The sequence below is a fragment of the Polaribacter sp. IC073 genome (genome assembly GCF_007997075.1).
Classification (GTDB): domain Bacteria; phylum Bacteroidota; class Bacteroidia; order Flavobacteriales; family Flavobacteriaceae; genus Polaribacter.
In genome coordinates this window covers 122,532-149,478 of record NZ_VORS01000009.1, presented here as the reverse complement: position 1 = coordinate 149,478, position 26,947 = coordinate 122,532, and the positions used below count along the sequence as shown (strand labels likewise).

The following is a 26,947-nucleotide window of genomic DNA, read 5'->3' as shown; positions in this document are numbered from 1 at the left end:
AATGGCTAGAGATTTAAGATTAACAAGAAATATTGGTATTGCAGCTCATATTGATGCTGGTAAAACCACAACAACAGAACGTATATTGTTTTACACAGGTGTTTCCCACAAGTTAGGGGAAGTACATGATGGAGCAGCTACTATGGACTGGATGGAACAAGAGCAGGAAAGAGGTATTACAATTACTTCTGCTGCAACTACTTGTGAATGGGATTTTCCAAAAGAAAATGCTGAGCCTACACCAGAAACACAATCATATCACTTTAATATTATTGATACTCCTGGTCACGTAGATTTTACTGTTGAAGTAAACAGATCTTTGCGTGTATTAGATGGATTGGTTTTCTTATTTTCAGCAGTTGATGGTGTTGAGCCACAATCTGAAACTAACTGGAGATTAGCTGATAACTATAAAGTACCTAGAATTGGTTTCGTTAATAAAATGGACCGTCAAGGATCTGACTTTTTAGGGGTTTGTCAACAAGTAAAAGATATGTTAAAATCTAATGCGGTGCCAATCGTTTTGAACATTGGTGACGAAGAGGATTTTAAAGGTATTATAGATTTGGTTAAAAACCGTGCTATTGTATGGCATGATGACAGTTTTGGTGCAACTTTTGATGTTATTGAGATACCAGAAGACCTAAAGGCTGAAGCAAAAAAATATCGTGGCCTTCTTATTGAAGAAGTTGCTGCATATGATGAAAATTTGCTAGAAAAGTATATGGAAGATGAAGATTCAATTACAGAAGACGAAGTGCATGCTGCACTTAGAGCTGCTGTAATGGATATGGCTATCATTCCTATGGTATGTGGTTCATCATTTAAAAATAAAGGTGTTCAGTTTCTTTTAGATGCTGTTTGTCGTTATTTACCTTCTCCTATGGATAAAGAAGGCATTGTTGGAATAAATCCAGATACAGAAGAAAAAGAATTACGTAAGCCAAGTGTAGATGAGCCGTTTGCTGCATTAGCTTTTAAAATTGCTACAGATCCTTTTGTAGGTCGTTTAGCATTTTTTAGAGCATATTCAGGACGTTTAGATGCAGGGTCTTATGTTTTAAATAACCGTTCAGGTAAAAAAGAACGTATTTCTCGTATTTATCAAATGCATGCGAATAAACAAAATGCAATTGACTATATCGAAGCTGGTGATATTGGTGCTGCTGTTGGATTTAAATCTATCAAAACAGGAGATACTTTGTCAGCTGAGAAATTTCCTATTGTTTTAGAATCTATGGATTTTCCTGATCCAGTAATTGGTATTGCTGTTGAGCCTAAAACAAAAGCCGATGTTGATAAGTTAGGTATCGGTTTAGGTAAATTAGCAGAAGAGGATCCAACTTTTACAGTTCGTTCAGACGAAGCTTCAGGTCAGACTATTATTTCTGGAATGGGGGAATTACATTTAGATGTAATTGTAGATCGTTTAAGACGTGAGTTTAAAGTAGAAGTAAACCAAGGTCAACCTCAAGTAGAATATAAAGAGGCTATTACAGCTGAAGCAGATCATAGAGAAATTTATAAGAAACAATCTGGTGGTCGTGGTAAGTTTGCTGATATTGTTTTTACTATAGGGCCAGCTGATGAAGGTGTTCAAGGTTTACAGTTCGCATCTGTTATTAAGGGTGGAAATGTGCCTAGAGAATTTGTTCCTTCTGTTGAGAAAGGATTCAAAGAAGCTATGAAAAATGGACCTTTAGCAGGTTATGAAATGGATTCTATGAAAGTTACTTTAAGAGATGGATCTTTCCACGCAGTGGATTCTGATGCATTATCTTTTGAATTAGCTGCAAGAATGGGATATAAAGCTTCTGCAAAGTCTGCAAAGGCAAAAATCATGGAGCCATTAATGAAGTTAGAGGTGTTAACTCCTGAGGAAAACATGGGAGATATCGTTGGAGATTTAAACAGAAGAAGAGGTCAAGTTAACGATATGAGTGATCGTAACGGAGCTAAAGTTGTAAAAGCATTAGTACCATTATCAGAAATGTTTGGTTATGTTACTGCTTTAAGAACGATGTCTTCTGGTAGAGCAACATCTACTATGGAATTTTCACACTATGCAGAAACTCCTTCAAATATATCTGAAGAAGTAATCGCAAAATCTAAAGGTTAATCTACTTAATAATTACAAGATGAGTCAAAAAATTAGAATTAAATTAAAGTCTTACGATTACAATTTAGTAGATAAATCTGCTGAAAAAATTGTAAAGACTGTAAAGAGTACTGGTGCTGTTGTAAACGGGCCAATACCTTTACCAACACATAAGAAGATTTTTACAGTATTACGTTCACCACACGTAAACAAAAAATCTAGAGAGCAATTTCAATTAGCTGCTTACAAAAGGTTATTAGACATTTATAGTTCTTCTTCGAAAACTATTGATGCTTTAATGAAACTTGAGTTACCAAGTGGTGTTGAAGTTGAGATTAAAGTTTAAGTAAAATATTAACTTTCGGTTTAATTTTGTTAAACCGAAAGTTTTTTATACTTTTGCAACCCGAATTAGAGTAGGGTAATGCTTTTTTGGGTGTTAAAACCAAAAAAAGTAACATGTCCTGAGCGTTTCGCAAGGGAAAAACGGAAAAACAAAATCAGCGTTGAATTTGTTTTGCGCTGTTTTTTTTGGAAGAAAGTTCAAGGAAATAAATGAAACGATAGTTTCGAACAAATAATTATTAATAGAGACGCGCTGGATAATATTCTATCGTCTAAAATTTTAACTAAATGTCTGGGTTAATAGGAAGAAAGATTGGGATGACCAGCTTATTTGATGAAAACGGGAAGAATATTCCTTGTACAGTAATCGAAGCGGGTCCTTGCGTTGTTACCCAAGTCAGAACCGAAGAGGTTGACGGCTACAATGCGTTACAGCTTGGTTTCGATGACAAAAAAGCAAAGAGTTCTAACAAAGCGTTAGATGGTCACTTTAAAAAGGCTGGCTCTACTGCTAAGAAAAAAGTCGTTGAATTTCAAGGGTTTGAAGGTGAGTATAAATTAGGAGATTCTATATCTGTAGAGCACTTTGAAGAAGGTGAATTTGTAGATGTATCTGGTGTTTCTAAAGGTAAAGGTTTTCAGGGTGTTGTAAAACGTCATGGATTTGCTGGTGTTGGTCAAGCAACGCACGGTCAACATAACCGTTTAAGAGCTCCTGGGTCAATTGGTGCTGCATCTTATCCTGCAAGAGTATTCAAAGGAATGCGTATGGCAGGTAGAATGGGTGGAGATAAAGTGAAAGTACAAAACTTAAGAGTATTAAAAGTAGTTGCTGAAAAGAACTTACTTGTTGTTAAAGGAGCAGTTCCTGGACACAAAAATGCTTTTGTAACTATTCAGAAATAATGAAAGTAGCAGTTTTAGATATTACAGGAAAAGATACAGGTAGAAAGGTTGAGCTTTCTAAAGATGTATTCGGTATAGAGCCTAATGATCACGCTATTTATTTAGATGTAAAGCAATACTTGGCAAATCAACGTCAAGGAACGCATAAAGCTAAAGAAAGAGCTGAAATTAGTGGTTCAACAAGAAAGATAAAAAAACAAAAAGGAACTGGTACTGCAAGAGCAGGTTCTATCAAGTCTGGTGTTTTTAGAGGTGGAGGACGTATGTTCGGACCAAGACCAAGAGATTATTCTTTTAAATTGAATAAAAGTTTAAAGCGTTTAGCTCGTAAATCAGCTTTAAGCATTCAAGCAAATGATAAAAATGTAATAGTTATTGAAGATTTCAGTTTTGAAACTCCAAAAACTAAAAACTTCTTAGACGTTTTAAAAGCGTTAGAGTTGGATACAAAAAAGTCATTGTTTGTGTTAGGTAATGAAAATGCAAATGTGTATTTATCATCACGTAACTTAAAAAAATCTAAAGTTATTAAAGCTTCAGAATTATATACTTATGGTGTTTTAAATACTAATAAGCTTGTGATTACAGAAGGATCTTTAGAAGATATAAACACAAATTTAAGCAAATAGGGAATCAAAATGAGTATTTTAATAAAACCTATTATTACGGAAAAAGCTACAAACGATAGTGAATTATTTAATCGTTATGCATTTGTAGTAGATAAGAAAGCTAATAAATTAGAAATTAAAGGTGCTGTTGAGGCAGCATACGGAGTTTCTATTTTAAGTGTGAAAACTTTAAACTACCCAATTCAAAGAAATACAAAGTTTACTAAGAAAGGTTTAGTAACTGGTATTAAGAGTGGGTACAAAAAAGCAATCGTACAGATAGCAGAGGGAGAAAGTATTGATTTTTATAACAATCTTTAAAAGACAAAAATGTCAGTTAGAAAATTAAAACCAATAACACCAGGTCAGCGTTTTAGAGTTGTAAATGGGTTCGACACCATAACAACTGATAAGCCGGAGAAAAGTTTACTTGCTCCGAAAAAACGATCTGGAGGTCGAAACAATCAGGGAAGAATGACTACACGTAATATAGGTGGAGGTCATAAACAAAAATATCGTATTATCGATTTCAAAAGAGATAAGCAAGGTATTCCTGCAACAGTAAAGACTATAGAGTACGATCCAAATCGTACAGCGTTTATCGCTTTACTTAGTTATGCTGATGGTGAAAAACGTTATGTGATTGCACAAAACGGTTTAAAAGTAGGGCAAGTAATTGTTTCTGGAGGAGGCGTAAAGCCAGAAATTGGAAACGCAATGCTTTTAAGTGAAATTCCTTTAGGAACTACAATTTCTTGTATTGAATTACGTCCAGGTCAAGGTGCTGTTATGGCGCGTTCAGCTGGTTCTTTCGCTCAATTATTAGCGAAAGAAAGCAAGTATGCGACTGTAAAGTTACCTTCTGGTGAGACAAGATACATCTTGTTAACATGTATGGCTACAATTGGAGTTGTATCTAACTCAGATCATCAATTACTTGTTTCAGGTAAAGCTGGTAGATCTAGATGGTTAGGTAGAAGACCAAGAGTTAATGCAGTAAGAATGAATCCTGTAGATCACCCAATGGGTGGTGGTGAAGGACGTGCTTCTGGAGGTCATCCAAGATCTAGAAATGGTATTCCTGCAAAAGGATTTAAGACTAGGTCTAAAACCAAAGCTAGTAATAAGTATATTTTAGAACGTAGAAAGAAATAATAAGTTATGGCAAGATCATTAAAAAAAGGACCTTACGTTCACTATAAATTAGAGAAAAAAGTGTTAGCTAATGTAGAGGCTGGTAATAAAACAGTAATTAAGACTTGGTCTAGAGCAAGTATGATTACTCCAGATTTCGTTGGTCAAACAATTGCTGTTCACAATGGACGTCAGTTTGTACCAGTATATGTTACAGAAAACATGGTAGGGCATAAATTAGGCGAATTTTCACCAACACGTTCTTTTAGAGGACATGCAGGTGCAAAAAATAAAGGTAAAAAATAGTAGGCTATGGGAGTTCGTAAAAAAAATATGGCAGATCAGTTAAAGGAAGCTAGAAAGCATCGCGCTTTCGCTAAGCTTACTAACTGTCCTACGTCACCAAGGAAAATGCGTTTAGTAGCGGATCAAGTAAGAGGAGTTGAAGTTGAAAAAGCTTTACAAATCTTAAAATTCAGTCCTAAAGAAGCATCTATAAACTTAGAAAAATTGTTACTGTCTGCAATTGCAAACTGGCAAGCTAAGAATGAAGATGCAGCTATAGAAGAAGCTGGGTTATTTGTGAAAACTATTTGCGTAGATAGCGCAGGAATGTTAAAAAGATTAAGACCAGCTCCACAAGGGCGTGCTCATAGAATTCGTAAGCGTTCTAATCACGTTACTTTAGAGTTAGGTGCTAAAAATTTAAGTAATCAAGCAAAGTAGAAATGGGACAAAAAACAAATCCAATTGGAAATCGTTTAGGAATCATCAGAGGTTGGGAATCTAACTGGTACGGTGGTAATGACTATGGAGATAAGATTGCCGAAGATTTTAAAATCAGAGAGTATATTCATGCTAGATTATCTAAAGCAAGTGTTTCTAGAGTAATTATAGAGCGTACTTTAAAACTTGTAACCGTTACTATCACTACTGCAAGACCAGGTATTATTATCGGGAAAGGTGGTCAGGAAGTAGACAAGTTAAAAGAAGAGCTTAAAAAAATTACAGGTAAAGAAGTTCAAATTAATATTTTTGAAATCAAACGTCCAGAATTGGATTCTAGATTGGTAGCAACTAGTGTTGCTCGTCAAATTGAAAATAGAATTTCTTACAAGAGAGCTATTAAAATGGCTATACAAGCTACAATGCGTATGAACGCTGAAGGGATTAAAATTCAAATTTCAGGTCGTTTAAACGGAGCAGAAATGGCGCGTTCAGAACATTTTAAAGAAGGTAGAATTCCTCTTTCTACTTTTAGAGCAGATATCGATTATTCACTTGTTGAGGCTCATACTACTTATGGAAGATTAGGTATAAAAGTATGGATCATGAAAGGTGAGGTATATGGTAAAAGAGAATTATCACCATTAGTTGGTTTGTCTAAAAAACAATCTGGTGGTAATAAAGGTGGTGGAGATAGAGGGAAAAGACCGCAACCTCGTAGAAGAAAATAATTTTTAAAATTAGAAATTAAAAATGTTACAGCCAAAAAGAGTAAAATACCGTAAGGTACAGAAGGCGAAAGGAAATATGACTGGTATTTCTGGTAGAGGAAATCAACTTTCTAATGGAATGTTTGGTATCAAATCTATCGACCAGAATTTATTGACTTCACGTCAAATTGAAGCAGCTCGTATCGCGGCAACTCGTCATATGAAAAGAGAAGGTCAGTTATGGATTAAGATATTTCCAGACAAGCCTATCACTAAGAAACCTTTAGAGGTTCGTATGGGTAAGGGTAAAGGAGCTCCAGATCATTTTGTTGCAGTTATTAAACCGGGTAGAATTTTGTTTGAAATTGGTGGTGTATCAATGGATGTAGCAAAAGAAGCTTTACGTTTAGCAGCACAAAAACTTCCTGTAAGAACGAAGTTTATAGTAGCAAGAGATTTTGATATAGATGTATTAACGCATAATTCAAAATAGATAGAATGAAACAATCAGAAGTAAAAGAATTATCTATAGCAGATCTTAATGAGAAGCTTGGAGCGTTGCAAAAGAATTATACTGATCTTAAAATGGCTCACGCAATAACTCCTTTGGAGAATCCATTGCAATTGAGAGGTTTAAGAAGAACTGTAGCAAGAATTGCAACAGAATTAACAAAAAGAGAATTACAATAATTCTATAGTCAGTTTTAAAGATGGAAAAAAGAAATCTTAGAAAAGAGAGAATTGGTGTTGTTTCTAGTAACAAAATGGAGAAATCTATTGTAGTTGCTGAAACTAAAAGAGTAAAGCACCCAATGTACGGAAAGTTCGTATTAAAGACTAAGAAGTACGTTGCACACGACGAAAAGAATGATTGCAACGAAGGAGATACTGTTAGAATCATGGAAACAAGACCTATGAGTAAATCTAAGCGTTGGAGATTAGTAGAAATCCTAGAAAGAGCTAAATAATATGTTACAGACAGAATCAAGATTAAAAGTAGCAGATAATACTGGAGCCAAAGAGGTTTTAGTGATTAGAGTTTTAGGAGGAACAAGAAAACGTTACGCAAGTATTGGAGACAAGATTGTTGTATCTGTTAAATCTGCAACTCCTAACGGAACTGTAAAAAAAGGTCAAGTATCTAGAGCAGTTGTTGTAAGAACTAAAAAAGAAGTAAGACGTAAAGACGGATCTTATATCAGATTTGATGATAATGCTTGTGTACTTTTAAATCCTACAGAGGAGATGAGAGGAACACGTGTATTTGGTCCTGTTGCCCGTGAACTTCGTGAGAAACAATTCATGAAAATAGTATCATTAGCACCTGAAGTGCTTTAACATTATAATAAAATGAAGAAGTTTAAAATTAAGTCAGGAGACACTGTAAAAGTAATTGCTGGAGACCATAAAGGATCTGAAGGTAAAGTATTACAAATCATTAAGGATAAAGACAGAGTATTAGTAGAAGGTGTAAACTTAGTTTCTAAGCACACTAAACCTAGTGCACAAAGTCCTCAAGGTGGTATTGTAAAGAAGGAAGCTTCGCTTCATATATCTAACGTAATGTTAGTAGAAGAAGGTGTAGCTGTAAGAGTAGGTTATCAGGTTGATGGAGATACTAAAACTAGAATCTCTAAAAAAACTAAAAAATAAGAATAATCATGAGTTACGTACCAAGATTAAAATCAGAATACAAAGAAAGAGTTGTGAAGGCTCTTACTGAAGAATTCAGTTACAAGAATGTAATGCAAGTGCCTAAATTAGAGAAGATTGTTGTTTCTAAGGGTGTTGGTGCTGCGATTGCAGATAAGAAATTAATAGATTATGCTTTAGAAGAGTTGACAAAAATCACTGGTCAGAAAGCGATATCTACAATGTCTAAGAAGGATGTTGCCTCATTTAAATTACGTAAGGGTATGCCAATTGGTGTAAAAGTTACGTTAAGAGGTGATAAAATGTATGAGTTTTTAGATAGATTAGTTACAGCTTCTTTACCACGTGTAAGAGACTTTAACGGTATAAAAGCTAACGGATTTGATGGTAGAGGTAATTACAATTTAGGAATTACTGAACAGATCATCTACCCAGAGATTAATATTGACCAAGTGAAAAAAATTAACGGTATGGATATTACATTTGTAACATCTGCAGGTACTGATAAGGAAGCGAAGTCATTATTAGGAGAATTAGGTTTACCATTCAAAAAAAATTAAGAAATGGCTAAAGAATCAATGAAGGCGCGTGAGCGCAAAAGAGAACGTACTGTTGCAAAATATGCTGAAAAAAGAAAAGCTTTAAAAGAAGCTGGAGATTATGAAGCATTGCAGAAGCTACCAAGAAATGCATCACCAGTAAGATTACACAACAGATGTAAATTAACTGGACGTCCAAAAGGATATATGAGACAATTTGGTTTATCGCGTGTTACGTTTAGAGAAATGGCAAATCAAGGGTTAATACCAGGAGTAAAAAAAGCTTCTTGGTAGAAATCTAAAATAAAGCTAATAATTAAAAATAGAATGTGTACATTTGCACGCTCTATTTTTTTTGAGTATAAGAATTTTAACTGATTAAAGGTTCAATTATCACAGAGAAATCTGTAGCATAAATAGAGGTGTTTGAAAACCGTAATCGCAATATAAATAAATATGTATACAGATCCAATCGCGGATTTTCTTACTAGAGTAAGAAATGCAATCGCTGCAGGACACAGAGTAGTGGAAATTCCAGCTTCAAATTTGAAGAAGGAAATGACTAAGATTTTGTTTGATCAAGGATTTATTTTAAGCTACCAGTTCAATGACGATAAAGTTCAAGGGACAATTAAGATAGCTCTAAAATATGAAAGAGAAACAAAGGAGTCAGTAATTAGAAAAATTCAACGAATTAGTACACCTGGTTTGCGTAAATACGTTGGCTCTACAGAGATGCCAAGAGTATTAAACGGACTAGGAATTGCTATTGTTTCTACATCGAAAGGTGTAATGACAAACAAGAAAGCACGTCAAGAGAACGTTGGAGGAGAAGTTTTATGTTATGTTTATTAAATTTTAGGAAATGAGTAGAATAGGAAAAAATCCCGTTAGCATTTCACAAGGTGTAGATGTAAACATAAAAGACAATGTTGTAATAGTCAAAGGTAAATTAGGAGAGTTAACTCAAACAATTTCTGATGGTATTACAGTGAAAATTGAAGATGGTATTATTACTTTAGATAGAGTTTCTGAAAGTAAAGACCATAAAGCACAACATGGTTTAATGAGAGCTTTAATCGCGAATATGATTGAAGGTGTGAGTAAGGGTTGGACTAAGGATTTAGAATTGGTAGGTGTTGGTTATAGAGCATCAAATCAAGGACAAAAACTAGATTTGGCTTTAGGTTTCTCTCATAATATTGTTTTAGAAATAGCTCCAGAAGTAAAAATTGAAACAGTATCTGAGAAAGGGAAAAACCCGATCATTAAATTATCTTCATTTGACAAACAATTAGTTGGTCAAATTGCTGCAAAGATTCGTTCTTTCAGAGCACCAGAGCCTTATAAAGGAAAAGGTGTGAAGTTTGTTGGTGAATTATTAAGAAGAAAAGCAGGTAAATCTGCATAATAATATAGCAATATGGCATTATCAAAGCTACAAAGAAGAGCTAGAATTAAAAGAAGAATCAGAAAGATTATTTCTGGGACTGCTACGAAACCAAGGTTATCGGTTTATAGAAGTAATAAAGAAATTTACGCTCAAATAGTTGACGATGTAAACGGAGTAACATTAGCTTCTGTTTCATCTAGAGATAAAGATATAAAAGCAAATTCTAAAATTGAAGCAGCTACTGCAGTTGGTAAAGCAATCGCAGAAAAAGCTACAAAAGCAGGATTAGAGAAAGTTGCTTTCGATAGAAATGGTTATTTATACCATGGTAGAGTTAAAGTATTAGCAGAGGCTGCAAGAGAAGCTGGTTTAAAATTTTAAGAAATTATGCAAGGTTATAAAAACGTAGAAAGAGTTAAACCAAGTGGGTTAGAGCTTGTCGATAAATTAGTTGGAGTACAGCGTGTTACTAAAGTTACAAAAGGTGGTAGAGCATTTGGTTTCTCTGCAATTGTTGTTGTAGGTGATGGTAATGGTGTTGTTGGACATGGATTAGGTAAATCTAAAGATGTTGCTTCTGCAATTGCTAAAGCAATTGAAGACGCAAAGAAAAATTTAGTAAGAATACCTATTTTAGAAGGAACTTTACCTCATGAACAAAAAGGTAAGTTTGGTGGAGCAAAAATTTTCATCAAACCAGCTTCTGCCGGTACGGGAGTTATTGCTGGAGGTGCTGTTCGTATAGTATTAGAGTCTGTTGGAATACATGATGTATTATCTAAATCTCAAGGTTCTTCTAATCCTCATAATGCAGTGAAAGCTACTTTTAATGCATTGTTACAGTTACGTAGTGCAACTGCAGTAGCGAAGCAAAGAGGTATTTCTTTAGAAAAAGTATTTAACGGATAAATCTAAGAACGATGACAAGAATTAAAGTTACACAAGTAAAAAGTCAAATCGGGCGTCTTCAGAGTCAAAAGAGAACTTTAGAGGCATTAGGTTTACGTAAAATGAACCAAACTGTAGAGCACGAGGCAACTCCTTCTATAGTAGGTATGGTAAATACAATTAAACACTTAGTTTCTTTCGAAGAAATTAAATAAGATTTATAAAAAAATGAGTTTACATAATTTAACACCAGCAGAAGGTTCCATTAAAAAAGGGAAAAGAATTGCAAGAGGTGAAGGATCTGGAAAAGGTGGTACCGCTACAAGAGGTCACAATGGACAGAAATCTCGTTCTGGTTATTCTAAAAAGATTGGATTTGAAGGAGGGCAAATGCCACTTCAAAGGCGTGTGCCTAAGTTTGGTTTCACAAACATAAACCGTAAGGAATATCAAGGAATCAACTTAGATAAACTACAATCTTTAGTAGATAGTGGAAAAATAACAGATACAGTTAGCTTAGACATCTTAATAGCTAATAGATTAGCAGGTAAGAATGACCTAGTTAAAATATTAGGTAACGGGGAATTAAAAGCTAAATTAAATATAACTGTACATAAATTTACAGCATCAGCGAAAGCAGCTATTGAAGCAGCAGGAGGTGAAGTTGTTGCTTTATAAGAACACGTAAATGATGAATTTTATTAATACGCTAAAAGACATTTTCAAAATTGAAGAATTAAAGAACAAAATTCTTCTTACTATCGGTTTAATTGCTGTATATCGTTTTATGGCATCAGTTCCATTACCTGGAATTGATCCATTACAGTTGTCAGCTTTAAAAGAAAGTACTTCTGGAGGTCTTTTAGGATTATTGAATGCATTTACAGGTGGGGCATTTGCTAGGGCGTCAGTAATGGCACTTGGTATAATGCCATACATTTCTGCATCTATTGTAGTTCAGTTAATGGGAATTGCGGTTCCTTATTTACAGAAATTACAAAAAGATGGAGAAAGTGGTAGAAAGAAAATTACACAAATAACAAGATGGTTAACAATAGCAATTACTTTAGTGCAAGCACCAACGTATATCACAGCTATTAAAACTCAATTTAATTTACCACCTGAAGCTTTTTTAGTAGATGGTATCACTTTTTGGATTTCTTCAATCATCATTTTAACTGCGGGAACAATTTTTGCAATGTGGTTAGGTGAGCGTATTACAGATAAAGGAGTTGGTAACGGTATATCTTTATTAATTACTGTTGGTATTATAGCTAATTTTCCAGCAGCATTCTTGCAAGAATTTGTTTCTAAAACAGAAAATGCAGGTGCAGGTGGATTAATGATGGTATTAATTGAAGTTGTCGTTTGGTTTGTTGTAATTTTATTAACTGTTCTGTTAGTTACTGCTGTTCGTAAGATTGCAGTACAATATGCAAGAAGAACAGTTGCAGGAAACATACAAAATGTTGCAGGATCTAGAGATTACATTCCTTTGAAATTGAATGCAGCAGGTGTTATGCCAATTATCTTCGCACAAGCAATAATGTTTTTACCTTTAGCTTTGGGGCAAAGATTTCCTGCCTTGGTAGGTTTGACAGATCCTAATGGTTGGCAGTATAATGTTATATTTGCTTTGTTAATTATCATTTTTAGTTATTTCTATACAGCAATTACGATTCCTACGAATAAAATGGCTGAAGATTTGAAAAGAAGTGGTGGTTTTATACCAGGAATTAGACCAGGTAAAGATACTGCAGACAGATTAGATAGTGTTTTATCTAGAATTACGTTCCCAGGTTCGTTATTTTTAGCAGCATTATCAATTTTACCAGCAATTGTAGTTCAGTTCGGAGTGCAACAAGGTTGGGCAATGTTTTACGGAGGTACATCATTAATCATTATGGTAGGTGTAGCAATTGATACAATGCAACAAATAAATTCGTACTTATTAAACAATCATTATGACGGTTTAATGAAGGCGGGGAACAGCAATAGAAAATCGAATAAATAATATGGCTAAACAATCAGCAATTCAACAAGACGGAACTATTACAGAAGCATTATCCAATGCTATGTTTCGTGTGGAATTAGAAAATGGACATATTGTAACGGCTCACATTTCTGGTAAGATGCGCATGCATTATATTAAATTACTACCTGGAGACAAGGTAAAATTAGAAATGAGTCCATACGATTTATCAAAAGCAAGAATTACTTACAGATACTAAAAACAAAACAAAACAGATGAAAGTTAGAGCATCAGTTAAAAAGAGAAGTGCCGACTGCAAAATAGTTCGCAGGAAAGGTAGATTATACGTAATTAATAAACAAAATCCTAGATTTAAACAAAGACAAGGGTAATGGCAAGAATAGCAGGTATTGATATTCCAAAGAATAAAAGAGGGGTTATTGCTTTAACTTACATCTTTGGTATTGGAAGCAGCAGAGCTAAAAAAGTTTTAGCAGAAGCAAAAGTAGACGAGAGTATTAAAGTTCAAGATTGGACGGATGATCAGATCGCTGCAATTAGAGAACAAGTTGGATCTTTTACAATTGAAGGAGAATTACGTTCAGAAGTTCAGGTTAACATCAAACGTTTGATGGATATCGGTTGTCAAAGAGGAATTCGTCATAGACTTGGCCTTCCTTTAAGAGGACAAAGAACCAAGAACAACTCTCGTACAAGAAAAGGTAAGAGAAAAACTGTAGCTAACAAGAAAAAATAAGTTAGATAAGTAATCAAGATCTAATGATAGTTCAAGGACTATCTAATTAGAAAACTAAATTACTAAAACTGAATAATTATGGCAAAAGCAAGTTCAAAAAAACGTAAAGTAATAATAGAAGCTGTTGGAGAGGCGCATGTAACTGCATCTTTTAACAATATCATTATTTCTTTAACAAATAAAAAGGGTGATGTAATTTCATGGTCATCTGCAGGTAAAATGGGTTTTAGAGGTTCAAAAAAGAATACTCCTTATGCAGCCCAATTAGCAGCAGAAGATTGTGCAAACGTTGCGAAAGAAGCAGGATTACGTAAAGTAAAAGTTTATGTAAAAGGACCAGGAAATGGTAGAGAATCTGCTATTAGATCCATTCACAATGCAGGTATCGAAGTAACAGAAATTATTGATGTTACACCAATTCCTCATAATGGATGTCGTCCACCGAAGAGAAGAAGAGTATAATTAATTATTTTAACTTGATGGGAATCAGATTATCGAAGGAGTAAGCCTTAATTCATAATCCCCGTCTATAACACAAAAGAAATGGCAAGATATACAGGACCAAAAACTAAAATTGCTCGTAAATTTGGCGAAGCAATCTTTGGAGAAGACAAAAACTTCGAAAAAAGAAATTACCCTCCAGGACAGCATGGAAATGCAAGAAGAAGAGGAAAGAAATCTGAATATGCTACTCAATTAATGGAGAAGCAAAAAGCGAAATATACTTATGGCATATTAGAGCGTCAGTTTAGAAACTTATTTAAGGATGCATCATCTTCTCAAGGGATTACTGGTGAAATCTTATTGCAATTATGTGAATGTCGTTTAGATAATGTTGTTTACAGAATGGGAGTTTCTAAATCTAGAAGTGGAGCACGTCAATTAGTTTCTCACAGACATATTACTGTTAATGGGGAATTAGTAAACGTACCATCTTTTAGATTAAAAGAAGGAGATGTTGTTTCTGTAAGAGAGAAATCTAAATCTTTACAAGCTATTGAAGATGCATTAGCATCTACTAACAATGTGTTTGAATGGTTAACTTGGAACTCTGATAAAAAAGAAGGAACTTTCGTAAAAGTACCTGCTAGGTTACAAATTCCAGAAAACATCAAAGAACAATTAATCGTAGAATTATATTCTAAGTAATAAATTAATCACATTGAGATTCAGCCAAAGGGTTTATAAGTATTTCTTCATACTTATAAACCGCGCAACTGAATTACAATTAAAACGAAGAAAATGGCAATTTTAAATTTTCAGAAGCCTGATAAAGTGATAATGATTGAGTCTACTGATTTTTCAGGTAGATTTGAATTCAGACCTTTAGAGCCAGGTTTTGGTTTAACTATAGGAAATGCTTTAAGAAGAGTACTTTTATCTTCTTTAGAAGGGTTTGCAATTACTTCTTTAAGACTAGATGGTGTAGAACATGAGTTCTCAACTGTTTCTGGTGTTGTAGAAGATGTTACAGAAATTATTTTAAACTTAAAACAAGTTCGTTTTAAGAAACAAATAGAAGATACTGATAGAGAAACTGTTTCTATCTCAGTGTCTGGTCAAGAGCAGTTTACTGCTGGAGACTTGCAGAAGTTTATCTCTGGTTTTCAAGTATTGAATCCGGATTTAGTAATCTGTAATATGGAGAAATCTGTGAAATTAAATGCAGAAATTACGATAGAAAAAGGGAGAGGGTTTGTACCTGCAGAAGAGAATAAAAAAGCTTCAGCACCAATAGGAACAATCTTTACAGATTCTATTTATACGCCAATTAAGAATGTAAAGTATACAATCGAAAATTTTCGTGTAGAACAAAAAACGGATTATGAAAAATTAGTTTTCGATATTGATACTGATGGATCAATCAATCCTAAAGATGCATTAACTGAAGCTGCAAAAATTTTAATTCACCACTTTATGTTATTCTCTGATGAGCGTATCACTTTAGAGGCAGATGAAATTGCACAAACAGAAACGTATGATGAAGAATCATTACATATGCGTCAGTTATTAAAAACTAGATTAATCGATATGGATTTATCTGTAAGAGCTTTAAATTGTTTAAAGGCCGCAGAAGTTGATACCTTAGGAGATTTAGTTTCTTTTAACAAAAGTGATTTAATGAAATTTAGAAACTTTGGTAAAAAGTCATTAACAGAATTAGAAGAACTAGTTATTGTTAAAGGTTTAAGCTTCGGAATGGATTTAAGCAAATACAAATTAGATAGAGATTAACCTTTCATATTTTGCTCCTCAAAAAGAGTTGATGCAAGATGAAAAAATAAAACAAACGTAATGAGACACGGAAAAAAACACAATCATTTAGGAAGAACAACGTCGCACAGAAAAGCGATGTTAGCTAATATGACTTGTTCTTTAATAGAGCACAAGCGTATTAACACTACAGTGGCAAAAGCAAAGGCTTTAAGAGTATTTGCAGAACCATTAATTACAAAGTCTAAGAGTGATACTACTCACAACAGACGTGTTGTATTTTCTTATTTACGTGATAAATTTGCTGTAACAGAATTATTTAAAGAAATTTCTGTAAAAGTAGCAGACAGACCAGGAGGTTACCTTCGTATAATCAAATTAGGAAACCGTCAAGGAGATAATGCTCCTATGGCAATGGTAGAATTAGTTGATTATAACGAAATCTATAACCCTAATGGTAAAAAAGCAAAGAAAACTACAAGAAGAGGAAGAAGCAAGAAAGCTGATTCTGATCAAGTAGAAGGAACTGCAACAGAAGAAAAATCTGAAGAATAAAAAATGAAAATTTTTTAACTTATATAAAAGGGATAAACGTTTACGTTTATCCCTTTTTTTATATTTTTACATCAACAAACACAATTATATAGCAATGAAATATCAAACTAGAAAAAAAGCATTAGTTTTATTAGCTGACGGAACTATCTTTTATGGAAAATCTGTGGGTATTGAAGGAACTTCAACAGGAGAAATTTGTTTCAATACAGGTATGACAGGTTATCAAGAAATTTTTACTGACCCTTCTTATTTTGGTCAGATTATGGTAACAGCAAACGCTCATATTGGAAATTATGGTGTAAATAATGATGAAGTTGAATCTGATGGGATTAAAATATCTGGTTTAATTTGTAGAAATTTTAGTTTTACACATTCTAGGGTAGATTCTGATGGAAATTTAAAAGACTGGTTTGAAGAACATAACATCGTAGCTATTTCTGATGTAGATACTAGAGCACTAGTGGCATATATTAGAGATAATGGATCCATGAATGCGATAATTTCTACTGAGACTGATAATATTGAAGAATTAAAAAAACAGTTATCTAAAGTTCCTTCAATGGAAGGTTTAGAGTTAGCGTCTAAAGTATCTACCAAAGAGCCTTATTTTGTAGGTGATGAGAATGCATCCATAAAAATAGCAGCTTTAGATATTGGAATTAAAAAGAACATATTAAGAAATTTAGTTAAAAGAGATGCTTATGTTAAAGTGTTTCCTTACAATTCTAAATTTGAAGAATTAGCAGCTTTTAATCCTGATGGCTATTTTATCTCAAACGGACCCGGAGACCCTGAACCGCTAATTGATGCGCAGGAACTTGCAAAGGAAATTATAAAAAGTGAAGTGCCTTTGTTTGGTATTTGTTTAGGACACCAAGTAATTGCTTTAGCAAACGGAATTTCTACATACAAAATGCACAATGGTCATAGAGGAATTAATCATCCTGTTAAAAATTTATTAACTGGTAAAGGTGAAATTACGTCACAGAATCATGGTTTTGCTATTAATAAAGAAGAAACTGAAAACAATGAGAATATCGAAATTACACATGTTCATTTAAATGATCATACTGTTGCCGGTATAAGATTAAAAAATAAAGCTGTTTTCTCTGTTCAATATCACCCAGAAGCGAGTCCTGGACCTCATGATTCAGAATACCTATTTGATCAATTTATTGAAAATATAAAAGAATCTAAAAAAGTTCTGTCGTAACTGAATTGGTATTCATCAAAAAAACACAGATTTAATAAAGGTTATTATTTGCCCACTCATTTTACGAGTGGGTTTTTTGTTTTCATAGTATAATTTTGCAATCGTTTTCGTAATTTGTTTGATACATACTATCAAATGCTTCATACATTTCGTAATTTAGCGTTAGTAAGTTTAAGATTTAAAAACTAATTTAAAATTATATAAAATGAGCATTATTATTAGCGTTCACGCACGTCAGATTTTTGATTCAAGAGGAAACCCAACAGTTGAAGTAGATGTAACTACAGAAAATGGAATTATGGGTAGAGCAGCAGTTCCTTCAGGAGCTTCTACAGGAGAACATGAAGCCGTAGAATTACGTGACGGTGGTAAAGCTTACATGGGAAAAGGTGTTTTAAAAGCAGTTGATAATGTAAACAAAATTATAGCTCAAGAACTTTTAGGAGTTTCTGTTTTCGAACAAAACACAATAGATAAATTAATGATAGATTTAGATGGTACGCCAAATAAATCTAAATTAGGTGCAAATGCAATTTTAGGTGTTTCATTAGCAGCAGCAAAAGCAGCGGCAAATGAATTAGGAATGCCTTTATATAGATATGTAGGTGGAGTTTCTGCGAATACGTTACCACTTCCAATGATGAATATTATTAATGGAGGTTCTCATTCAGATGCACCGATTGCTTTTCAAGAATTTATGGTAATGCCAGTAAAAGCGGAAACGTTTTCACAAGCAATGCAAATGGGGTCTGAGATTTTTCATAATTTAAAGAAAGTTTTACATGATAGAAATTTGTCTACAGCTGTAGGTGATGAAGGAGGTTTCGCACCAACTTTAGAAGGCACAGAAGATGCGTTAGATACCATCGCTTTAGCTGTTAAAAATGCTGGGTATTCTTTTGGTGACGAAATTATGGTTGCCTTAGATTGTGCTGCTGCAGAATTCTATGTAAACGGAAAATATGATTACTCTAAGTTTGAAGGAGAAACTGGTAAAATAAGATCAAGTAAAGAACAAGCTGATTATTTAGCTGAATTAGCAGCAAATTATCCTATTATTTCTATTGAAGATGGTATGGATGAAAATGATTGGGATGGTTGGAAATATTTAACTGAAAAAATTGGAGACAAAGTTCAATTAGTAGGGGATGATTTATTTGTTACTAATGTAGAACGTTTAGGTAGAGGAATTGAAAACGGTATTGCAAATTCAATTTTAATAAAAGTAAATCAGATTGGTACTTTAACAGAAACTATTGCTGCTGTTAATATGGCTAAAAATGCCGGTTATACTTCTGTAATGTCTCATAGATCTGGTGAAACAGAAGACAATACAATAGCAGATTTAGCGGTTGCTTTAAACTGTGGCCAAATTAAAACGGGTTCTGCATCTCGTTCTGATAGAATGGCGAAATACAATCAATTATTAAGAATTGAAGAAGAATTAGGTGATGTTGCTTATTTTCCTAAAGAAAAAGCGTTTAACATCTAGTTAACAAAGCATTAAAGACTCAAAGCCTTACAAGTAAAATTGTGAGGCTTTTTTTTGTGATTTATTGTAATAAGTTAATATTATTTTAAAATGTTAAAAATCTATACGAAGTCATTTAAATTTTATTCAAAAATTGGTATCTTCGTGGGAATAAGAAAAACACAATAAAACCATTATAAATGTCAGATATAGCAAAATTACAAATAGGAGAAGATTCGTACGAATTTCCTCTTGTAAAAGGAACAGAAAATGAAGTTGCAATAGATATTAAATCTTTGCGTGGAGCTACAAAAGGGGTTATTACAATAGATCCTGGATTTAAAAATACGGGTTCTTGTGAAAGTGCTATTACTTTTTTAGATGGTGAAAAAGGTATATTAAGATACAGAGGGTACTCTATTGAAGAATTGGCAGAAAAAGCAGATTTTTTAGAAGTTGCTTATGCATTAATATTCGGAGATTTACCAACCCAAGAAGAGTTAGATAAATTTAAAAAAGATATTTGTGCACAATCTTTAGTAGATGAAGATATTAGAAAAATAGTAGATGCATTTCCAAAGTCTGCGCATCCGATGGGTGTAATTTCATCACTAACATCAGCATTAACTGCATTTAATCCTTCTACTGTAAATGTAGAATCTGAAGAAGAAATGTACAATGCAATTGTTAAAATTATGGGAAAATTCCCTGTATTAGTAGCATGGACAATGCGAAAAAAGCAAGGGCTTCCTTTAGACTATGGAGATTGTAGCTTAGGTTATGTAGAAAACACTTACAAAATGATGTTTAAACAGCCTAATCAAGACTATGTTACAAATAAAATTGTTGTAGACGCTTTAGACAAACTATTAATTTTACATGCAGATCATGAACAAAACTGTTCTACATCAACGGTAAGAATTGCAGGTTCTTCTCACGCAGGTTTATTTGCTTCATTATCAGCAGGAATTTCTGCATTATGGGGGCCACTTCATGGTGGCGCAAATCAAGCAGTTTTAGAAATGCTTGAAGCGATCAAAGAAGATGGAGGAGATACTAAAAAGTACATGGCAAAAGCAAAAGACAAAAATGATCCTTTTAGATTAATGGGCTTCGGACATAGAGTTTACAAAAACTTCGACCCGAGAGCGAAAATTATTAAAAAGGCTGCAGACGAAGTTTTAAATGATCTAGGTGTTGATGATCCTATTTTAGAAATCGCAAAAGCTCTAGAGCAGGAAGCTTTAAATGATCCTTATTTTGTAGAAAGAAAACTTTATCCAAATGTAGATTTTTATTCAGGAATTATATACAGAGCAATGGGTATTCCTGTAGAAATGTTTACTGTAATGTTCGCCTTAGGACGTTTACCTGGTTGGATAGCACAGTGGAAAGAAATGAGATTAAACAAAGAACCAATAGGTAGACCACGTCAGATTTATACTGGTGAAAACTTAAGACCATTCAAGTCAATTGAAAAAAGATAATTTAAATTATTACATTTACATAAATAAAAAGCTTCATATTATATGAAGCTTTTTTTATAATTTTAGATATGTTAAAACTTAATATTAAAAACGAAACTTCTAGGCTAAAAGCAGTTGTTTTAGGAATTGCAAAAAGTAACGGCCCGATACCGAAGGTAGAAGACTGTTATGATCCCAAAAGTGTACAACATGTTTTAGCAGGGACATATCCTAAAGAAGAAGACATGATTATTGAAATGGAAGCTGTTCTTGCCATTTTTGAAAAATATAATGTAGAAGTTTTTAGACCTGAAATTATAGAAGATTACAATCAGATTTTTTCTAGAGATATTGCTTTTGTTATTGACGATAAGTTAATTAAAGCAAATATCTTACCAGACAGAGATCAAGAAATAGAAGCAATAAACCATGTTCTTTCTAAAATTGATCAAGAAAATATTATAAAATTACCAGAAGAATGCCACGTAGAAGGTGGAGATGTTATGCCTTGGAATGATTATATTTTTGTTGGAACTTATTCTGGGGAAGATTACTCAGAACATATAACGGCGCGCACAAATATAGATGCTGTAATAGCGTTACAAGAACTTTTTCCGAATAAAACGGTAAAGTCTTTTGAATTAAGAAAAGACAACACAGATCCTAAAGAAAATGCATTGCATTTAGACTGTTGTTTTCAGCCAATAGGAAAAAATAAAGCCATACTTCATAGAAATGGTTTTTTAGTAGCAAAAGAATATGAGTGGTTGTTAAATTTATTTGGAAAAGAAAATGTTTTTGAAATTGATAAAGAAGAAATGTTTAATATGAATAGCAACATTTTTTCTATATCTGAAGATGTAATTATATCAGAAAAAAACTTTACACGTTTAAATACTTGGTTGCGTAAAAATGGTTTTACTGTAGAAGAAGTAGCGTATAGAGAAATAGCCAAACAAGAAGGTTTGTTACGTTGTTCTACAATGCCCTTGATAAGAGATTAGATTTTAGTTTTTAAAAAAAAGATAAATTTGTAGTATGTTTAAAAAACTTGTTGGAATAGAACCATTAGAATTAATTTCTTCAGCTAATAAAAAATTAGAAACTTTTGCAGAAACAGTAATCTTACATGAAGATACACCAAATACTATTGCAGAAATTGTAGCACGTATTGGAGATGCAGATGGGGTTTTAGTAAGTCATAGAACAATTTTAGGTAGAGAAGTGTTAGAACAATGCCCAAACATAAAATACATTGGTATGTGTTGCTCTTTATATACACCCGAAAGCGCAAATGTAGATATTCTTTACGCCAACTCTAGAGATATAACGGTATTGGGTGTTCGTGACTATGGAGATGAAGGTGTGGTAGAATATGTAATTAGCGAATTGGTGCGTTGTTTACATGGTTTTGGTAATAAATCAAATGGAGCAGTAAGAAAACCTTGGAGCGAAATTCCTCGTGAAATTACAGGTATTAAAGCAGGTATTGTAGGTCTAGGTAAATCTGGTGGAATGGTAGCTGATGCTTTGCGCTTTTTTGGAGCAGAAATCAGTTATTTTGCACGTAGCGAAAAAGAAGAAGCCAAAGCCAAAGGGTATCAATTTTTACCTTTAAAGCAATTATTGTCAGAAAATGAAGTTGTTATTACATGTTTAAATAAGAATACAATATTATTACATTCAGATGAATTTAAACATCTCGGAAATAATAAAATTTTAATGAATACAGGCTTATCTCCTGCTTGGGATGCTGAGCCTTTTGAGGAGTGGTTAAATGGAAACAACCTTGTTTATTGCGATACACTTGGTGCATTAGGCAGTAACCATTTTCTAGCATATCCAAATGTTAATTGTTTCCAGGTTTCTACTGGAAGAACACAGCAAGCTTTTAAGCGTTTGAGTGAAAAAGTATTGGAAAACTTAGCAACTTATGCTAAAACACAATAGGAGAAACAATATTTCTTAACGTATTTACAACACTCCAACCCGCAATTTGTGCAGTTTTACTATAAATTTCTATAACTCCGTGAACTTGTTTACTTGTTATTTCAATTCGGTGATTATCTCCAACAAAATTAGGACTGGAGTTGATGCTAACTGTTGTGTTTTTTGGTCCTACTGAAGCTAGCGAAGCTGCAACAGCAACATTAACTTTTGTAGGGAAAAGCGCAATAGCTTCCTTGGCATTACCATGAAAAACTGTTTGTTTTTCAGTCTGTAAGCTATCTGAATATACTGTCGAATTTTTTAAAGAATTTGGGCCTTTTTCAGTGGTAAAAGCAACGTCACTTTCTTCCATTAAAGAAACCGTTCTTAAAACATCAAAACCACCAATTGCACCAGAAGCTAAATGTACTCTAACATTATTTTCTAGAGCAGTTTTTTCTACCTTTTTATAAAATTCTTCATCTGCAAGAGCTCCAATTGATAAGGTAACAATAGACGATCCGTTTTTTAAGGCAGGCAAAGCCCATTCTTTAAATGCCGCAGGAGATGCAGTTTCTACAATGTAATCTGGCTTCAGTAATAACAAATCTTCAAATGTATTGCAGGGTTTACAAGCGTAACCTGCTTCAGAGTTATTTATTTTATTAGAAATTTCTTCAGCTTTATCAAAAGTTCTCGAGTAGCTGCCAATTAATTGATAGTTTGGCAAAAAGTTTTTTAACAAAGCATCTACAATAATGTGAGCTAATTTACCGCAACCTGCAATGGCTAATGTATGTGTTTTCATAGTAGCTAACATAAGTTTTTTTTTGTAATCTAAAAAATAGTTTACACCATATTTAAGAGGGATTACTAAGTATTTATAGTCTTTTAAATAGTAAAAAAATATATACATTCAAGTTGATTATTATCACCATAAAAAAGGCTAATTTTGTGGCTTATATATTTACAAAATGCAACAAACTACAAATACAATCTTAATGATTCGTCCTATTAACTTTAGGATGAATGAACAAACAGCTGTTAATAATTATTTTCAAGAAGAAATCGATTTAAAAAATGCTGAAATCAATAAAAAAGCACAAGAAGAGTTTGATGCTTACGTTTTTAAATTAAGAAGTTTTGGAGTAGAAGTTGTCGTTATTTCAGATACGGATACATTCGATACGCCAGATTCTATTTTTCCAAATAATTGGATTTCTTTTCATTCTGATGGCACCGTTGGTTTATACCCAATGTTTGCAGAAAACAGACGTTTAGAACGAAGAGATGATATTCTAAATGAATTAGAAAAAAACGGATTTATTATAGAAAATATAGTAGATTATACTTCTGCAGAACATGAAGATTTATTTTTAGAAGCTACAGGAAGTATTATTTTAGATAGAGTAAATAGAAAAGCATATTGTGCTTTGTCTGCCAGAGCAGATGAAGATTTATTTATTGAGTTTTGTGAAGATTTTGAATATACACCAGTCGTTTTTGTAGCAAACCAAACTATAGCAGGAGAAAGAGCAGTTATTTATCATACAAATGTTATGATGTGTGTTGCAGAAACTTTTGCCGTAATTTGCTTAGACTCTATTGATGATAAATCTGAGAGAAAGAATGTGCTAAAACACTTAAAAGAAGATAGCAAACAAGTAATTGATATTACAGAAGCACAAATGCATAGTTTTGCCGGAAATATGCTGCAAGTTCGTGGTGCAAATGGCGAGCTATTTCTAGTAATGAGTAAAACAGCTCATGATTCTTTAACACAAAGTCAAATTGCCAAAATAAACAATCATTGTAAAATTATTTCTAGTTCTTTAGACACCATAGAAACTTGTGGAGGCGGAAGTGCACGTTGTATGATGGCGGAAGTATTTCTACCTAAAAACTAAACGGAACATTTAGCAAAGTCAAAATGTCTTTTTGATATCTTTACAAAATGAGTTTATTACTATTAGCTATTGCACCTATCACAATTGTTATTCTTTATATTTATTTCAAAGATAAATACGAAAAAGAACCAATAGGTATTCTAACTAAAAGCTTCTTGTTGGGAGCAACTGTAAGCATTATTCTAACGTTTGTTCTAGGTTACATTGCTTCCGTTTTTATTCCTTTAACAGATGTAAAAAATATTTTTCAGCAATTTGTAAAAGCTTTTATTGTTGTTGCTTTGGTTGAAGAATTTTCGAAATATGTTGTTGTAAAATTCTATGCTCAAAAAAATAAAGAGTTTAATGAGCCTTTTGACGGTATTGTCTACGCTGTAATGGTTTCTATGGGCTTTGCAGCTCTAGAAAATATTTTATACACCTATCAATACGGAGCAGCAACAGGAATTACCAGAGCATTTACAGCAGTTCCTGCACATGCTACGTTTGCCATTTTAATGGGGTATTTTATGGGAAGAGCTAAGTTTTCTAAACATAAAGTGAAACTAAATTTAGTAGGTCTTTTGCTGGCAATCCTTTTTCATGGAGCTTATGATTTTTTCTTATTTATAAACTTTATACCCGGAATGTGGATTGGCGCAATTATTTCTTTAACACTAGGAATTGTACTTTCTAAAAAAGCCGTTAAAAAACATCAAAATAGGTCTATATTTAAATAGTTCTTATTTATCTAAAACTTCTTCTATTACTTTTCCAGAAGTACCGTTTGGAGCTTCAATATTTAATAAATTAGAAATTGTTGGTGCAATATCTGTAATATCATATTTCTTTGAAGAGCGTCCTTTTTTAATTCCGTTTCCATAGAATATAATAGGTACATGAGTATCATAAGAATAGCCAGAACCGTGACTTGTGCCTTTTCTACCGCTAGTTAACGTTGCAGGATTAGGAATCATTAAAACATCACCAGAAAACTTTTGATTATAGCCATTTTGAAGAGAACTCATAATTCCGTCTGTAAAATGAGTTGTTTGCAATGTTCTTGCGGTAACAGCTTTATATATTTCATCAAAATTGATAACTTCATCAGCTAATTTTTGAGCGACCACATTTAAATCTAACCCTAAAGATTCAATTTTTGCCTTATCTAAAAATATCTGATAATTAGAAACATTTTCTATCAACTCTTTAGAGTTAAAATATTTTTGAGTGATTTCTAATATAAAGTCTCTAAATTCTTTAGTGCTCATGTAATGTGCAGGAATTTTTAAAGACTGTAAGTAAGAAGGAACATGCACAGCTGCATGATCTGCAGTTAAAAATAATGTGTAGTTTCCTTTGCCAACTTCAGTATCTAAAAAATTAAAAAAATCTTCTAAATCTTTGTCTAAACGTAAATAAGTGTCCTCGGTTTCAACAGCCGCAACACCATATCTATGACCTATATAATCTGTAGAAGAAAAACTTACGGCTAAAAAATCTGTAAACTTTGTTTTTCCTAATTGTTCACCTTTAATAACTGCTTTTGCAAAATCTACTGTATAGGTATTTCCTGCAGGAACTGTTTTTATCAAGCTAAAATTACCATTTTGTCCTCTCAGTTTTTTTAAATCTTTCGGGAAAACAGGTTTTTCTTGTCCTTTTAAATTATTTTCAAAAATATTATTGTCACTTCTACTTTGTGTATATGTCTTTATATCGTGTAAAGTTTCCCAGGTAGTATTTAAATAGGCATCAGCTTTATTATTATTGTTAAACTCGGTTACCCAACTAGGTAATTCTTCCATATAAAAAGAACTTGTAATCCATTTATTTTCATTTCCACCATCATACCAATAAGCAGCATTTGCAGTGTGACCAACAGGCAAAATTGCAGACCTATCTTTAATAGAAATTCCTATGGTTTTTCCTTGCATATTTTGTGCTAAATGCAGTTGATCTGTAACCGTTGTTGTGTACAATCTTTTTGGAGATTTTTCTCCAACACTACCTTTATTGCCTATTGTTTTGTAATTTGTGTCATCTACACAATAAATACTCTCTTTTAAATATTTATCATACCAATTATTAGAAATAATACCATGATTGCTGGGTGTTGTTCCTGTATAAATAGAAGTGTGACCAACGGCAGTATAGGTTGGGATGTAATTGTAGTGAGCATTTTCTAATGAAAAGCCGTTTTTTAAAATTCGATTAAAGCCACCTGCACCATATCTGTCTGCATAGCGAGTTAAATAATCGTACCTCATTTGATCTATCACAATACCAACTACTAATTTTGGTTTTTTGTTTACTGGCTTAGGATTATTGCAGTTAGAAAATAATATAATTGAAGATAAAAGGAAGAAAGTTGCTTTTTTCATTATTAAAAATCATTTAATTTTGATCAAAAGTAATTATTTTTTATTTTGATTTGTGATAATTAACATTCAATTAATGATATTTTAATACTTTAGCTTAAAA

39 protein-coding genes are annotated in these 26,947 nt (G+C 33.0%); 37 read left to right on the top strand and 2 right to left on the bottom strand.

The features are described from left to right. Nucleotide 1 precedes the first annotated feature (1 nt). The 35 genes from fusA to ES045_RS13685 all read left to right on the top strand — a co-directional run bounded on the left by fusA (nt 2) and on the right by ES045_RS13685 (nt 22,598). Nucleotides 2-2,119: an elongation factor G gene (gene fusA, locus ES045_RS13855; RefSeq protein ID WP_147116877.1), complete on the top strand. Its 2,118-nt coding sequence runs from the start codon at nt 2-4 to the stop codon at nt 2,117-2,119. A 19-nt stretch (nt 2,120-2,138) separates the two neighbouring features. Further along, nucleotides 2,139-2,444: a 30S ribosomal protein S10 gene (rpsJ, locus tag ES045_RS13850; RefSeq protein WP_068363283.1), complete on the top strand. Its 306-nt coding sequence runs from the start codon at nt 2,139-2,141 to the stop codon at nt 2,442-2,444. A gap of 287 nt (nt 2,445-2,731) precedes the next feature. Beyond that, nucleotides 2,732-3,349, top strand: coding sequence for a 50S ribosomal protein L3 (gene rplC, locus ES045_RS13845; RefSeq protein WP_147116876.1), 618 nt, complete (start codon nt 2,732-2,734; stop codon nt 3,347-3,349). Further along, entirely contained in the window at nt 3,349-3,978 is a 630-nt protein-coding gene (gene rplD, locus ES045_RS13840; RefSeq protein WP_147116875.1) for a 50S ribosomal protein L4, read from the top strand. The genes rplC and rplD overlap by 1 nt, the downstream gene beginning before the upstream one ends. Nucleotides 3,979-3,987: 9 nt before the next feature. Next, on the top strand, nt 3,988-4,278 hold the full coding sequence (gene rplW, locus ES045_RS13835) for a 50S ribosomal protein L23 (protein ID WP_100947452.1): 291 nt from the start codon (nt 3,988-3,990) through the stop codon (nt 4,276-4,278). Between the two features lie 9 nt (nt 4,279-4,287). Beyond that, nucleotides 4,288-5,112 (top strand): 50S ribosomal protein L2, encoded by an 825-nt coding sequence (gene rplB, locus ES045_RS13830; protein WP_147116874.1) that lies wholly within the window; start codon nt 4,288-4,290, stop codon nt 5,110-5,112. A gap of 6 nt (nt 5,113-5,118) precedes the next feature. After that, complete coding sequence (gene rpsS, locus ES045_RS13825; protein WP_015482224.1) at nt 5,119-5,397, top strand: 30S ribosomal protein S19; 279 nt, start codon at nt 5,119-5,121, stop codon at nt 5,395-5,397. A gap of 6 nt (nt 5,398-5,403) precedes the next feature. Then, on the top strand, nt 5,404-5,817 hold the full coding sequence (rplV, locus tag ES045_RS13820; RefSeq protein ID WP_100947454.1) for a 50S ribosomal protein L22: 414 nt from the start codon (nt 5,404-5,406) through the stop codon (nt 5,815-5,817). Between the two features lie 2 nt (nt 5,818-5,819). Then, nucleotides 5,820-6,548, top strand: coding sequence for a 30S ribosomal protein S3 (rpsC, locus tag ES045_RS13815; RefSeq protein ID WP_147116873.1), 729 nt, complete (start codon nt 5,820-5,822; stop codon nt 6,546-6,548). Between the two features lie 22 nt (nt 6,549-6,570). Further along, nucleotides 6,571-7,020, top strand: coding sequence for a 50S ribosomal protein L16 (gene rplP, locus ES045_RS13810; RefSeq protein WP_147116872.1), 450 nt, complete (start codon nt 6,571-6,573; stop codon nt 7,018-7,020). 5 nt (nt 7,021-7,025) lie between these two features. Then, nucleotides 7,026-7,217, top strand: a complete 192-nt coding sequence (gene rpmC / locus ES045_RS13805; RefSeq protein ID WP_100947456.1) for a 50S ribosomal protein L29 — start codon at nt 7,026-7,028, stop codon at nt 7,215-7,217. 20 nt (nt 7,218-7,237) lie between these two features. Beyond that, on the top strand, nt 7,238-7,495 hold the full coding sequence (rpsQ, locus tag ES045_RS13800; RefSeq protein WP_018943599.1) for a 30S ribosomal protein S17: 258 nt from the start codon (nt 7,238-7,240) through the stop codon (nt 7,493-7,495). A 1-nt stretch (nt 7,496) separates the two neighbouring features. Then, nucleotides 7,497-7,865 carry a 50S ribosomal protein L14 gene (rplN, locus tag ES045_RS13795; RefSeq protein ID WP_004568733.1) on the top strand — a complete coding sequence of 123 codons (369 nt, stop codon included), beginning with the start codon at nt 7,497-7,499 and terminating at the stop codon, nt 7,863-7,865. 12 nt (nt 7,866-7,877) lie between these two features. Continuing rightward, on the top strand, nt 7,878-8,180 hold the full coding sequence (rplX, locus tag ES045_RS13790; protein ID WP_147116871.1) for a 50S ribosomal protein L24: 303 nt from the start codon (nt 7,878-7,880) through the stop codon (nt 8,178-8,180). A gap of 8 nt (nt 8,181-8,188) precedes the next feature. Further along, nucleotides 8,189-8,740 carry a 50S ribosomal protein L5 gene (gene rplE, locus ES045_RS13785; RefSeq protein ID WP_147116870.1) on the top strand — a complete coding sequence of 184 codons (552 nt, stop codon included), beginning with the start codon at nt 8,189-8,191 and terminating at the stop codon, nt 8,738-8,740. Nucleotides 8,741-8,743: 3 nt separating this feature from the next. Continuing rightward, nucleotides 8,744-9,013 carry a 30S ribosomal protein S14 gene (gene rpsN / locus ES045_RS13780; RefSeq protein ID WP_147116869.1) on the top strand — a complete coding sequence of 90 codons (270 nt, stop codon included), beginning with the start codon at nt 8,744-8,746 and terminating at the stop codon, nt 9,011-9,013. A 162-nt stretch (nt 9,014-9,175) separates the two neighbouring features. Then, a complete protein-coding gene (rpsH, locus tag ES045_RS13775) occupies nt 9,176-9,574 on the top strand; it encodes a 30S ribosomal protein S8 (RefSeq protein WP_147116868.1) in 399 nt (132 codons plus the stop codon). 10 nt (nt 9,575-9,584) lie between these two features. Then, a complete protein-coding gene (rplF, locus tag ES045_RS13770; protein ID WP_147116867.1) occupies nt 9,585-10,130 on the top strand; it encodes a 50S ribosomal protein L6 in 546 nt (181 codons plus the stop codon). A 12-nt stretch (nt 10,131-10,142) separates the two neighbouring features. Then, nucleotides 10,143-10,493: a 50S ribosomal protein L18 gene (gene rplR / locus ES045_RS13765; RefSeq protein WP_147116866.1), complete on the top strand. Its 351-nt coding sequence runs from the start codon at nt 10,143-10,145 to the stop codon at nt 10,491-10,493. A gap of 3 nt (nt 10,494-10,496) precedes the next feature. Then, nucleotides 10,497-11,021: a 30S ribosomal protein S5 gene (gene rpsE / locus ES045_RS13760; RefSeq protein ID WP_147116865.1), complete on the top strand. Its 525-nt coding sequence runs from the start codon at nt 10,497-10,499 to the stop codon at nt 11,019-11,021. A gap of 11 nt (nt 11,022-11,032) precedes the next feature. Next, nucleotides 11,033-11,215 carry a 50S ribosomal protein L30 gene (gene rpmD, locus ES045_RS13755; protein ID WP_100947464.1) on the top strand — a complete coding sequence of 61 codons (183 nt, stop codon included), beginning with the start codon at nt 11,033-11,035 and terminating at the stop codon, nt 11,213-11,215. 13 nt (nt 11,216-11,228) lie between these two features. Further along, a complete protein-coding gene (gene rplO, locus ES045_RS13750; RefSeq protein WP_147116864.1) occupies nt 11,229-11,678 on the top strand; it encodes a 50S ribosomal protein L15 in 450 nt (149 codons plus the stop codon). Between the two features lie 13 nt (nt 11,679-11,691). After that, nucleotides 11,692-13,014, top strand: a complete 1,323-nt coding sequence (gene secY, locus ES045_RS13745; RefSeq protein WP_147116933.1) for a preprotein translocase subunit SecY — start codon at nt 11,692-11,694, stop codon at nt 13,012-13,014. Between the two features lies 1 nt (nt 13,015). Then, entirely contained in the window at nt 13,016-13,231 is a 216-nt protein-coding gene (gene infA, locus ES045_RS13740; RefSeq protein WP_004568721.1) for a translation initiation factor IF-1, read from the top strand. Between the two features lie 16 nt (nt 13,232-13,247). After that, nucleotides 13,248-13,364: a type B 50S ribosomal protein L36 gene (ykgO, locus tag ES045_RS13735; RefSeq protein WP_004568720.1), complete on the top strand. Its 117-nt coding sequence runs from the start codon at nt 13,248-13,250 to the stop codon at nt 13,362-13,364. Beyond that, nucleotides 13,364-13,729 (top strand): 30S ribosomal protein S13, encoded by a 366-nt coding sequence (rpsM, locus tag ES045_RS13730; RefSeq protein WP_100947467.1) that lies wholly within the window; start codon nt 13,364-13,366, stop codon nt 13,727-13,729. The genes ykgO and rpsM overlap by 1 nt, the downstream gene beginning before the upstream one ends. A gap of 78 nt (nt 13,730-13,807) precedes the next feature. Continuing rightward, entirely contained in the window at nt 13,808-14,191 is a 384-nt protein-coding gene (gene rpsK, locus ES045_RS13725; protein WP_100947468.1) for a 30S ribosomal protein S11, read from the top strand. An 81-nt stretch (nt 14,192-14,272) separates the two neighbouring features. Next, nucleotides 14,273-14,878, top strand: a complete 606-nt coding sequence (gene rpsD / locus ES045_RS13720) for a 30S ribosomal protein S4 (protein WP_147116863.1) — start codon at nt 14,273-14,275, stop codon at nt 14,876-14,878. 93 nt (nt 14,879-14,971) lie between these two features. Continuing rightward, complete coding sequence (locus ES045_RS13715) at nt 14,972-15,964, top strand: DNA-directed RNA polymerase subunit alpha (protein WP_147116862.1); 993 nt, start codon at nt 14,972-14,974, stop codon at nt 15,962-15,964. Nucleotides 15,965-16,024: 60 nt separating this feature from the next. Continuing rightward, nucleotides 16,025-16,498, top strand: coding sequence for a 50S ribosomal protein L17 (rplQ, locus tag ES045_RS13710; RefSeq protein WP_147116861.1), 474 nt, complete (start codon nt 16,025-16,027; stop codon nt 16,496-16,498). A 94-nt stretch (nt 16,499-16,592) separates the two neighbouring features. After that, on the top strand, nt 16,593-17,711 hold the full coding sequence (carA, locus tag ES045_RS13705) for a glutamine-hydrolyzing carbamoyl-phosphate synthase small subunit (protein WP_147116860.1): 1,119 nt from the start codon (nt 16,593-16,595) through the stop codon (nt 17,709-17,711). A 205-nt stretch (nt 17,712-17,916) separates the two neighbouring features. Beyond that, nucleotides 17,917-19,203: a phosphopyruvate hydratase gene (gene eno, locus ES045_RS13700; protein WP_147116859.1), complete on the top strand. Its 1,287-nt coding sequence runs from the start codon at nt 17,917-17,919 to the stop codon at nt 19,201-19,203. Between the two features lie 179 nt (nt 19,204-19,382). Next, complete coding sequence (locus ES045_RS13695) at nt 19,383-20,669, top strand: citrate synthase (RefSeq protein WP_147116858.1); 1,287 nt, start codon at nt 19,383-19,385, stop codon at nt 20,667-20,669. Nucleotides 20,670-20,737: 68 nt separating this feature from the next. After that, a complete protein-coding gene (locus ES045_RS13690) occupies nt 20,738-21,652 on the top strand; it encodes a dimethylarginine dimethylaminohydrolase family protein (RefSeq protein ID WP_147116857.1) in 915 nt (304 codons plus the stop codon). Between the two features lie 34 nt (nt 21,653-21,686). Further along, complete coding sequence (locus tag ES045_RS13685; RefSeq protein ID WP_147116856.1) at nt 21,687-22,598, top strand: NAD(P)-dependent oxidoreductase; 912 nt, start codon at nt 21,687-21,689, stop codon at nt 22,596-22,598. Here ES045_RS13685 and ES045_RS13680 read toward each other — a convergent pair. Beyond that, nucleotides 22,585-23,385: an aspartate dehydrogenase domain-containing protein gene (locus ES045_RS13680; protein ID WP_147116855.1), complete on the bottom strand. Its 801-nt coding sequence runs from the start codon at nt 23,383-23,385 to the stop codon at nt 22,585-22,587. The two genes, ES045_RS13685 and ES045_RS13680, sit on opposite strands and share 14 nt — an antisense overlap. A gap of 166 nt (nt 23,386-23,551) precedes the next feature. On the opposite strand from ES045_RS13680, the gene ctlX reads away from it, so the two are divergent. Further along, nucleotides 23,552-24,484, top strand: coding sequence for a citrulline utilization hydrolase CtlX (ctlX, locus tag ES045_RS13675; protein ID WP_147116854.1), 933 nt, complete (start codon nt 23,552-23,554; stop codon nt 24,482-24,484). A 47-nt stretch (nt 24,485-24,531) separates the two neighbouring features. Beyond that, a complete protein-coding gene (locus ES045_RS13670; protein WP_147116853.1) occupies nt 24,532-25,203 on the top strand; it encodes a PrsW family intramembrane metalloprotease in 672 nt (223 codons plus the stop codon). 3 nt (nt 25,204-25,206) lie between these two features. Here ES045_RS13670 and pafA read toward each other — a convergent pair whose 3' ends face one another. Continuing rightward, nucleotides 25,207-26,847: an alkaline phosphatase PafA gene (gene pafA / locus ES045_RS13665; RefSeq protein WP_147116852.1), complete on the bottom strand. Its 1,641-nt coding sequence runs from the start codon at nt 26,845-26,847 to the stop codon at nt 25,207-25,209. Nucleotides 26,848-26,947 lie beyond the last annotated feature (100 nt).